Origin of the sequence: Streptomyces sp. NPDC051940 (genome assembly GCF_040680895.1) — a bacterium.
Lineage (GTDB): Bacteria > Actinomycetota > Actinomycetes > Streptomycetales > Streptomycetaceae > Streptomyces.
Genome location: NZ_JBFAXR010000100.1, coordinates 24,570 through 33,517, shown reverse-complemented (window position 1 = coordinate 33,517; position 8,948 = coordinate 24,570). Strand labels below are relative to the sequence as shown.

Below are 8,948 nucleotides of genomic sequence, written 5' to 3'. Positions count from 1 at the left end.
CGGCGCCGCGCCAGCGGAGCCGACCACTGGGCGGCGCCATGGCGCCGTCCCCTCCCGCTCCGCCCGGCAAGGCCCCTTGGGGCCGCAGAATCACTTCGATCCGGAAGCGACAACCGGCCACGAACACCCCTACCCCGGCCACCGAACGCCAGCCACCGAACGCCCAACGCCCAACACCCACCCCACCCCCCCGCCCCGCCGACCTCACGCAAGCAACCGCAGCGCCGCCTCCGCGCCCGACCCCCGCTCCGCGCTGTACGCCAGCACGCGATGCCCCTCCGGCAGGGTGAGCGTCTCGAAGGACAGCTCGAACTCCCCGACCACCGGATGGTGGAACGCCTTCACGCCCGACGTGCAGTCCCGTACCGGGTGGCGGGCCCACAGCGCCGCGAACTCCGCGCTGCCCATCGTGAGTTCGCCGACCAGCGCCGCCAGCCGCGCGTCCTCCGCCAGCTCGCCCGCCGCCAGGCGCAGGGCCGCCACCGCCTGGCGGGCCTCCGTCTCCCACCGCGGGTACAGGTCGCGGGTGTGGGGGTCGAGGAAGAGGAGGCGCTGCAGGTTGGGGCGGTCCGCCGGGCGGTCCGGGGACGCGGCGTCGACGTGGCCCGCGAGCAGCGCGTGGCCGAGCGGGTTCCAGGCCAGCACGTCCCAGCGGCGGTCGATGACGACGGCAGGGACACCGCCCATCGCGTCGAGCAGCTGGCGCGCGGCGGGACGCAGCCGCGCGGGCCGCGAGGGCGTGCGCTTCGCCGCGGCGGCCGGCGGCCGGGCGAGGTTGCGCAGGTGCTTGTGCTCGTCGGACGTCAGCCGCAGCGCCCGCGCGAGCGCGTCGAGCACCGCGTCCGACGCCCCCTTCGCCTGCCCCTGCTCCAGCCGCGTCAGATACGCCACGCTGACCCCCGCGAGCTGCGCCAGCTCCTCGCGCCTCAGCCCGGGAACGCGGCGCCGCGACCCGTACGACACCAGCCCCGCGTCGGCGGGCCGCAGTGCGGCGCGGCGGCTGCGCAGGAACTCTCCGAGTGCGGTCATGCCCTCCAGTGTGCGCCCTTCCGGGGTGCGCAGCCTGACCCTGCCAGTGGTAGGAAAACCAGGTGGCTGGGCCCGCCCCGCAGCCGGGCGCACTGTCGAGGGCATGACCCAGCCAGAGCCCCGGACACACACCGGACACCACATGACCCCCCGCCACCGCATCACCCTCGTCGTGCTGCTGGTGGCCCAGTTCATGCTCGCCGTCGACTTCTCCATCCTCAACGTCGCCCTCCCCGTCATCGGCTCCGGCCTCGGCTTCTCCCTGGCCGCCCTCCAGTGGATCGCCACCGCGTTCGCGCTCGCGGCCGCCGGCTTCACCCTCCTCTTCGGCCGCATCGCCGACCTCTTCGGCAGACGGCGGCTGTTCCTGCTGGGCCTCACCGTGCTGGGCCTGTCGTCCCTCGCGGGCGGGCTGGCCACCGAGCCGTGGCTGCTGCTCACGGCCCGCGTCGCGCAGGGTCTGGCCACGGCGGCCGTCACCCCCGCCGGGCTGTCGCTGCTCACGACGTCCTTCCCCGAGGGCCCGCTCCGCGAGCGCGCCCTCGGCCTCAACGGCGCGCTGATGTCGGCCGGTTTCACGGCGGGAGCGGTGCTGGGCGGCGTACTGACCGACCTGCTCTCCTGGCGCTGGGCGTTCCTGGTCAACGTCCCCGTGGCCGCCGCCGTACTCGCCGTCGCACCGTCCGTCCTCAAGGAGAGCCGCCCGGCCGACCGCCCCCGCCTCGACGTCCCGGGCGCCGCGACCGTGACCGGCGGACTGCTGTCCCTGGTGTACGGGCTGACGCGGGCCGGCGAGGACGGCTGGGGCGACCCCCTGGCCGCCGGGGCGCTGCTGCTGGGCGCGGCCCTGCTGGCGCTGTTCTACGCCGTCGAGGCGCGGGCCGCGCAGCCGCTGGTCCCGGTGACCGTGCTGCGCCGCCGCACGGTGGTGTGGGGCAACGCGGCGGGCCTCATCGCGTTCGCCACGGAGACGTCCCTGGTCTTCCTGATGACGCTGTACCTCCAGGAGGTCCTGGGCTTCTCCCCGCTCGCCGCCGGCCTGTCCTTCGGCGTCCTCGGCGCGGGCACGGTCCTCGGCGGCACGGTCGCCGCGCGGGTCATCGGCCGCCTCGGCACGCGCCGCACGCTGGTCACCGGCGGCCTGCTGCAGGCGGCGGCCACGGGGACGCTGCTCCTCCTCGGCGAGGGCCACGGCTGGCTCGGGCTGCTACTCCCGGCGACGTTCGCCGGCGGCGTGGGCAACATGCTGGTGATCGTCGGCTTCATGGTCACGGCCACGTCCGGCCTCCCCGACGCCGAACAGGGCATGGCCACGGGCCTGGCGACGATGACCCAGCAGGTCGGCATCACCCTCGGTACGCCGGTGATGAGCGCGGTCGTCACCGCCCGGGCGGGCGACGGCCCCGTCCTGCCGGGCATCGGGACCGCGGTGGCGGTGAACACGCTCCTCGTACTCCTGGGCGTCACCCTGGCGGCGTGGCTGCTGCGGACGCCGCGCGCACATGCTCGTCGAGCCGCCGCGCATACGCCGTCAGCCGCTCCAGCCACGCCATCGCCCGAGCCCGCAGCTCATCGGTGAGCGCCGGCCGCCGGAAGTCGTCCCAGTCGTCGCTCACCGCCCAGTGCACGGTCTGCACGACGCGCTGCAGCGAGGTCACCGGCTCGGCGCGCGGGCGACCGTAGCCGGTGAAGAACGCGGACGGGAGCCCCCGGCGGCCGAACAGCCAGGCGTGCTTGTCGAGCAGGGCGATCTCCTTCGCCGAGGACCCCACCCGCGGCCCGTCCCAGTCGATGACCGTGCAACGGTCGCCGTCGACCAGGCAGTTCCACATGTTGGCGTCGCCGTGCAGCAGCGACACGGGGTCCGCGCGCAGCGCGTCGGCGGCTTCGTCGACCAGCGTGTGCAGCTCCGCGAGCTGCGGCAGCATGCCCGGCGCGAGGCGGTGCAGCCCCGGCGCGCAGGCGTCGACCTGCCCGTGCAGCTCGGCCACGGGGTCGACGCTCTCCAGCCACAGCCGCCCGGGCCGGACCTTCCCCCGCACCCGCTCGGGGAACCCCACCCCGTGCACCCGCCCGTACGCCCGCCCCACGGCCCGCCACACGGCGTCCGTGGCCCGCCCCGACTCGATGAGATCCCCGAGCAACTCCCCGTCCGCGAAGGCGTACAGCGACCCCTCCCCGGACGCGGCCAGCAGCTCCGGTACGGGCAGCCCGTGATCGGCGAGGAACCGGAACCGCCCGTCCTCCGCCTCCCGCGGCTCGCGCCACGACCGCAGCACGACCCGCCGCCCGTCGCCGAATCCCAGCACCCACACCGCGTTGTCGAACCCGCGCCCGGTGATCCGGCGGACGGAGAGGGGCGCGGGCAGCCCGGCCCGGGCGAGGAGGGGGGCGAGGACGCGGGACGGCGGCTCATCGGGTTCGGGGCGGGCGGCTTCCGGTACGGCGGGCGGCAGGTCCACGCGGAAAGCCTAGGCGCTGCTAACGGCACCGGCGTGCGGGCGCCGCGTGGAGCACCCGGGCTGCGACTGTCGGTGCCGGCCGACACAATGGCCGTATGTCCTCCCTGTTCCTGGAGCACGACGAACCCTCCGGCCCGCTGCGCTTCCAGCTGGTCCTCCTGCGCCGGATGGAGGACCACAACCCCGGCCTGGTGGAGAGCGCCCTGCGCGCGCTCGACGTACCGAAGGAGCAGATGCGCGAGGCGCACCGGCGGTGGCAGGGACGCCTGCGGGCCGGAAACCGGAGTACGCCGCCGACCGTGCGGGACTACACGGCGCTCCTCGGCGCACCGGAGTCGATCACCCCGCGGCCCTTCGGCGACATGCGGTCCGAGGCGTACGCCTGGGCCGTACCGCTCTGGCCGGACCTGCGCTTCGAGGCGACCGTGGTGCCCGGCGGCGTCGCCGTCAACGCGTGGCTGGTCCGCGCACCCGGCGCCCAGAGTCCCGAGCTGCGCACCCTCGCCGACCTCACCCCCTGGTCCGCCACGGTCGACGAGGTCGCCCACGCTTTCCCTCCGGCCACGCCGAAGGAGGGCGACACGGACAACCGCTTCCGGCTCGACTTCCAGGCCCCCGACGCGGATGGCCTGCCGCGGGCGTGTACCGCTGAGTTCGCGTGGGGTCTGCTGCAGCGGTGGGACACGGCCGACCCCAACCGTTAAGCACCGCTTACGGGTTCGCCCCACACATTCTCACTGGTGCTGCGTGATCCCGCCCGGGACACTGGCTCCTATGATCACCCCCGACACCAAGGACTGGACCTGGGTCCTGGACCGCCCCTGTCCCGAGTGCGGCTACCACGGCGCCGCCGTCGGCCACGACGACGTCGCGGGCCTGCTCCGCCGCAGCGCCGCCGCCTGGCGGGAGGTGCTCGCCGGCGATCCGGCGGCCCTGCGGACGCGGCCCCGGGAGGACACCTGGTCCCCGCTGGAGTACGCCGCCCACGTCCGCGACGTCTTCGGCGTGTACGACGAGCGGCTCGCGCTGATGCTCACCCAGGACGGCCCCCACTACCCGAACTGGGACCAGGACGCCACGGCCGTCGAGGACGACTACAACGCCCAGGACCCGGCCGCGGTCTCCGCCGAACTGGCGCGCCGCGCCGCGAAGCTCGCCGACGCCTTCGACGAGGTCGAGGGCGACCAGTGGCAGCGCACCGGCTTCCGCGGCGACGGCGCCGCGTTCACCGTCGACTCCTTCGCCCGGTACTTCATCCACGACCCGCTGCACCACCTGCACGACGTGGACCGTCCGCTAGCGCTCTGACGGCTTGGCGGCCCCCGCCTCCCGCATCCGCCCGAACGCGTACACGCACCCCGCCAGGGCCAGGTCCGACAGCAGCATGAAGCCGATCGAGTACGTGTCCTTCGCGCTGTAGATCGCGCCCATCACCAGCGGCGGCACGAAACCGCCGAGGCCGCCCATCGCGCCGACGATGCCGGTCACGGACCCGACCTGCGGCTGCGGGGTGACGCGCGCGACCAGGGCGAAGACCGCGCCGCTCGCCGTGCCCAGGCCCGCCGCCATCACCAGCAGGCAGATCGTGCCGCCGGGGCTCAGCTCCGGGTCGAAGGCCTGGCCGATGGCGAAGACGCCCACGACGCCCAGCGCCCAGCTCGCCACCACCGCCGGATGGACCCGGTCCGACAGCCAGCCGCCGATCGGCCGGAAGACCACCGTCACCAGGGCGAAGCCCGCCGCCTTGGTGCCGGCGTCCGTCGGGCTCAGCTCGTACCAGGTCTTCAGATACGTCGGCAGATACACGCCGAACGCAACGATGCCGCCGAAGCCGATCGCGTACAGCGCCGCCAGCTCCCAGGTCACCCGCAGCCTCGCCGCCTGGCCCAGCCGCTGCGTCAGCGGCATCGTCGGGATCACCCGGTCGGGCCGGTCGCGCAGGAAGAACCATGACAGCACCGCGTACCCCGCCAGCGCGACCGCCAGGAACAGGAACGGCAGGCTCTCGCCGTGCCTGTAGATGCGCGGAGTGAAGTACCCCGACAGCGCCACGCCGCCCATGCCCATGCCGAAGACGCCGATGGCGAAGCCCCGCTTGGCAGGCGGGAACCACGAGTTGACCAGCGGTACGCCGATCGCGAACGTCGTGCCGCCGACACCCAGCAGGAAGCCGACGGCCAGCAGCGCCCCGTAGGTGTCCCTGGTCGGGATGATCAGCAGCACCGGGATGATCGTCAGTGCCGAGCACAGCGGGAACATCAGCCGCGCCCCGTACCGGTCGGTGAGCGCGCCGACCGGGATCCGGCCGAGCGAGCCGACCAGCACCGGCACGGCGACCATCAGCGACTGCTGGAAGGAGCTCAGCCCCATGGCGTCGCCGAAGTCGTTGGCCAGCGGCGCGATCAGGTTCCACGCCCAGAAGGTGAGCGTGAAGCCGATGGTGGCGACGACCAGGTTCACGTACGCCGTGGCCGACGGCTCCTCGACGGCCGTGGCGGTGGACGACGTGGCGGTGGTGGTCATCGGACACTCTCCCAGCCCCGCCGCGGCGGGCGGTTGCCCAGCTGCCGCGGGCTGCGTCCGCGGTAGACGACGTACGGGCGGAACAGGTACTGGACGGGTGCGGCCAGCATGTGGACCAGCCGGGTGAAGGGGACCGCGGCGATCAGCGCCAGGCCGACCACGACGTGGATCTGGTAGGCGAGCGGCACGCCCGCCATCAGCTCGCCCTTGGGCCGCAGAGTGAAGACGCTGCGCACCCAGGGGGAGATCGTCGCGCGGTAGTCGTAGCCGTGGCCGCCGGCGTGGCTGAGCTTGGCCCACATGCCCAGCACGATCGCGCCGAGCAGCAGGACGTACATCGCCTTGTCGTTGACCGTCGTGGCCCGCAGCACGGACGGGGTGGTACGGCGCCGGTAGACCAGCAGCACGATCCCGGCGACCGTGAGGACGCCCGCCGCGGTGCCGGTGTACAGCGACAGCAGGTGGTAGGCGTTCTCGCTGATCCCGAGACCGTCCGTCCACGAGTCCGGGACGAACAGGCCCACCAGATGCCCGGCCAGCACGAACAGGATCCCGTAGTGGAACACCGGTGAGGCGATCCGCAGCAGCCTCGACTCGTACAGCTGCGAGGAGCGGGTGGTCCAGCCGAACTTGTCGTAGCGGTGGCGCCACACCGTCCCGCCCACGAACAGGACGATCACGACGTACGGGAGGGTGTTCCAGAGGATGTCCATCACTCGCCTCCGCGGTCGGTCAGGACGGGCAGCAGCCCGTACGGTTCCAGCCCCACGTCCTCGCGCGGCGGGCCGGAGCGGGCCATCGCCGCCGCGGCGGCGCGGTCCTTGGGGGAGGGGCCGGGCAGCGTGGCGCAGACGGCCGTCAGCACGTGTGCGTACGGCGTGCCGTGGTCCAGCAGGGACAGCCGCAGCAGCTCCAGCGCCGGGCGGTGCGCGCGCAGCAGCTCGTCCGTGCCCGTGAGGGCGGAGAACTCCAGCACGGCGGGCAGGAAGTCGGGCAGCTCCTCGCCGGAGAAGTCCAGTCCGTACGCGCGGTACGTCTCCTTCAGCCGGACCAGCGACATACCGCGGCGGCGGGTGTCGCCGTCCGACCACCAGGTCAGATAGAGGCAGCGGCGGCTCTTGAAGTCGAAGACCTCGACGTAGTGCGCGGCCAGCTCCTCCGGCGGCGTGGCGGCCGCGTACTCCAGGAACTCCCACAGCGGGGTGTCGGCGCCGGTGAGTGCTTCGCGCAGCAGGGGCCGGCCGGCGGCGAACTCGACGTCCGGATAGACCAGGCAGCGGGCGGCGGCCTGATGGATGACGGCGGTCACGGCGCCTCCCCGTCGTCGAGCCCCGGAGCGCGGACGTCCGCGGGCGAGTCGGCCGTCTGGCGGTGGCGCATGCCGTGGAAGCTCTCGATGGACACGAACGCCCTGCTCCCGGCCCCGGAGTCCGCGCCGAACGGCCCGTCGCCGCCCGCGCCCGGCCCGCCCTCGTAGTCGAGGCTGCAGCCCTCGGGCAGCGCCGACTCCTCCAGCGCCTTGGCGTCGCCGATCGCGGCGGTGGGGATGACGTACCGGTCGTCGTACTTGGCTACCGCCAGCAGCCGGTACATCTCCTCGACCTCGCGCCCACTCATCCCGACCGCCTCCGCGGCCGACTCGTCGGGTACGTCGCCGAGCTGCACGGCCCGCATACGGCTGCGCATGGCCGCCAGCCGCTCCAGCGAGGCACGCACCGGGCCGGTGTCCCCGGCGGTGAAGATCTCCGCCAGGTACTCGAGGGGGATCCGCAGGGTGTCGATCGCGCCGAAGAGGTTGTCCGCGTCCTCCCCGTCGAAGCCCGTCTCGGCGAGCGCGTCGACGACGGGGGAAAGTGGCGGGATGTACCAGACCATCGGCATGGTGCGGTACTCCGGATGCAGCGGCAGGGCCACCCGGTATCTGCTGATCAGCGCGTGCACCGGCGAGCGGCGGGCCGCCTCCACCCAGTCGTACGGGATCCCGGCGCGCTCGGCCTCCCGCCGCACCCCGGGGTCCTCCGGGTCGAGGAAGACGCCGAGCTGGGCCTCGTACAGGTCCTTGGCGTCAGGCGTCGAGGCGGCCTCGAGCACCCGGTCCGCGTCGTACAGCAGCACGCCGAGATAGCGCAGCCGGCCGACGCACGTCTCCGAGCAGACCGTCGGCAGCCCCACCTCGATGCGCGGGTAGCACAGGGTGCACTTCTCGGCCTTCCCCGTGCGGTGGTTGAAGTAGACCTTCTTGTACGGGCAGCCGCTGACGCACATCCGCCAGCCTCTGCACCGGTCCTGGTCGACGAGCACGATGCCGTCCTCGGTCCGCTTGTACATCGCGCCCGAGGGGCAGGAGGCGACGCACGACGGGTTCAGGCAGTGCTCGCAGATGCGGGGCAGATAGAACATGAAGGTCTGCTCGAAGGCGTACCGCACCTTCTCCGCCGCCTGCTGCCGGACCTTCTCCACCATCGGGTCGACAGCGTCCGGCTCGTCCGCGCCGCCGAGGTTGTCGTCCCAGTTGGCGCTCCACTCGATCTTCATCGGCTTGCCGGAGACGAGGGAGCGCGGCTCGGCGACGGGGAAGTCCTCGCCCAGCGGCGCGTCGGTGAGGTTCCGGTACTCGTACGTCCAGGGCTCGTAGTAGTCCTTCAGGTCCGGCAGCACGGGGTTGGAGAAGATCGTGGCGAGCTTCCTCAGCCGACCGCCGCCCTTGAGCGTCAGGTTCCCGCGCCGGTTCAGCTCCCAGCCGCCACGCCACCTCTCCTGGTCCTCGTAGCGGCGCGGATAGCCCTGGCCGGGGCGGGTCTCCACGTTGTTGAACCACACGTACTCGACGCCGCCGCGGTTGGTCCACGTCTGCTTGCAGGTGACCGAGCAGGTGTGGCACCCGATGCACTTGTCGAGGTTCATCACCATCGCGATCTGGGCCATGATCTTCAT

9 protein-coding genes are annotated in these 8,948 nt (G+C 73.1%); 3 read left to right on the top strand and 6 right to left on the bottom strand.

Features of this window, described 5'->3' with window-relative positions:
- Positions 1 to 204: 204 nt before the first annotated feature.
- Entirely contained in the window at positions 205 to 1,029 is an 825-nt protein-coding gene (locus AB0M28_RS29825) for a helix-turn-helix domain-containing protein (RefSeq protein WP_365411760.1), read from the bottom strand.
- 103 nt (positions 1,030 to 1,132) lie between these two features.
- Between AB0M28_RS29825 and AB0M28_RS29820 the strand changes: the two genes are divergently transcribed.
- Positions 1,133 to 2,608 carry an MFS transporter gene (locus AB0M28_RS29820; RefSeq protein ID WP_365411757.1) on the top strand — a complete coding sequence of 492 codons (1,476 nt, stop codon included), beginning with the start codon at positions 1,133 to 1,135 and terminating at the stop codon, positions 2,606 to 2,608.
- Here AB0M28_RS29820 and AB0M28_RS29815 read toward each other — a convergent pair.
- Positions 2,493 to 3,491 carry a phosphotransferase gene (locus AB0M28_RS29815; protein ID WP_365411754.1) on the bottom strand — a complete coding sequence of 333 codons (999 nt, stop codon included), beginning with the start codon at positions 3,489 to 3,491 and terminating at the stop codon, positions 2,493 to 2,495. The genes AB0M28_RS29820 and AB0M28_RS29815 overlap by 116 nt on opposite strands.
- 95 nt (positions 3,492 to 3,586) lie before the next feature.
- On the opposite strand from AB0M28_RS29815, the gene AB0M28_RS29810 reads away from it, so the two are divergent.
- Positions 3,587 to 4,195: a hypothetical protein gene (locus tag AB0M28_RS29810; protein WP_365411751.1), complete on the top strand. Its 609-nt coding sequence runs from the start codon at positions 3,587 to 3,589 to the stop codon at positions 4,193 to 4,195.
- A 70-nt stretch (positions 4,196 to 4,265) separates the two neighbouring features.
- Positions 4,266 to 4,799 (top strand): DinB family protein, encoded by a 534-nt coding sequence (locus AB0M28_RS29805; RefSeq protein ID WP_365411748.1) that lies wholly within the window; start codon positions 4,266 to 4,268, stop codon positions 4,797 to 4,799.
- Here the strand turns inward: AB0M28_RS29805 and AB0M28_RS29800 are convergent.
- The 4 genes from AB0M28_RS29800 to narH are packed head-to-tail and all read right to left on the bottom strand — an operon-like array spanning position 4,788 to position 8,948.
- Positions 4,788 to 6,014, bottom strand: coding sequence for a NarK/NasA family nitrate transporter (locus AB0M28_RS29800; RefSeq protein ID WP_365411745.1), 1,227 nt, complete (start codon positions 6,012 to 6,014; stop codon positions 4,788 to 4,790). The two genes, AB0M28_RS29805 and AB0M28_RS29800, sit on opposite strands and share 12 nt — an antisense overlap.
- Positions 6,011 to 6,727 carry a respiratory nitrate reductase subunit gamma gene (gene narI, locus AB0M28_RS29795; protein WP_365411742.1) on the bottom strand — a complete coding sequence of 239 codons (717 nt, stop codon included), beginning with the start codon at positions 6,725 to 6,727 and terminating at the stop codon, positions 6,011 to 6,013. Before narI ends, AB0M28_RS29800 begins: the two co-directional genes overlap by 4 nt.
- Positions 6,727 to 7,323: a nitrate reductase molybdenum cofactor assembly chaperone gene (gene narJ, locus AB0M28_RS29790; RefSeq protein ID WP_365411739.1), complete on the bottom strand. Its 597-nt coding sequence runs from the start codon at positions 7,321 to 7,323 to the stop codon at positions 6,727 to 6,729. Before narJ ends, narI begins: the two co-directional genes overlap by 1 nt.
- The gene (gene narH, locus AB0M28_RS29785) at positions 7,320 to 8,948 is read right to left on the bottom strand and encodes a nitrate reductase subunit beta (RefSeq protein ID WP_365411736.1); all 1,629 of its coding nucleotides are present in this window, start codon (positions 8,946 to 8,948) and stop codon (positions 7,320 to 7,322) included. Before narH ends, narJ begins: the two co-directional genes overlap by 4 nt.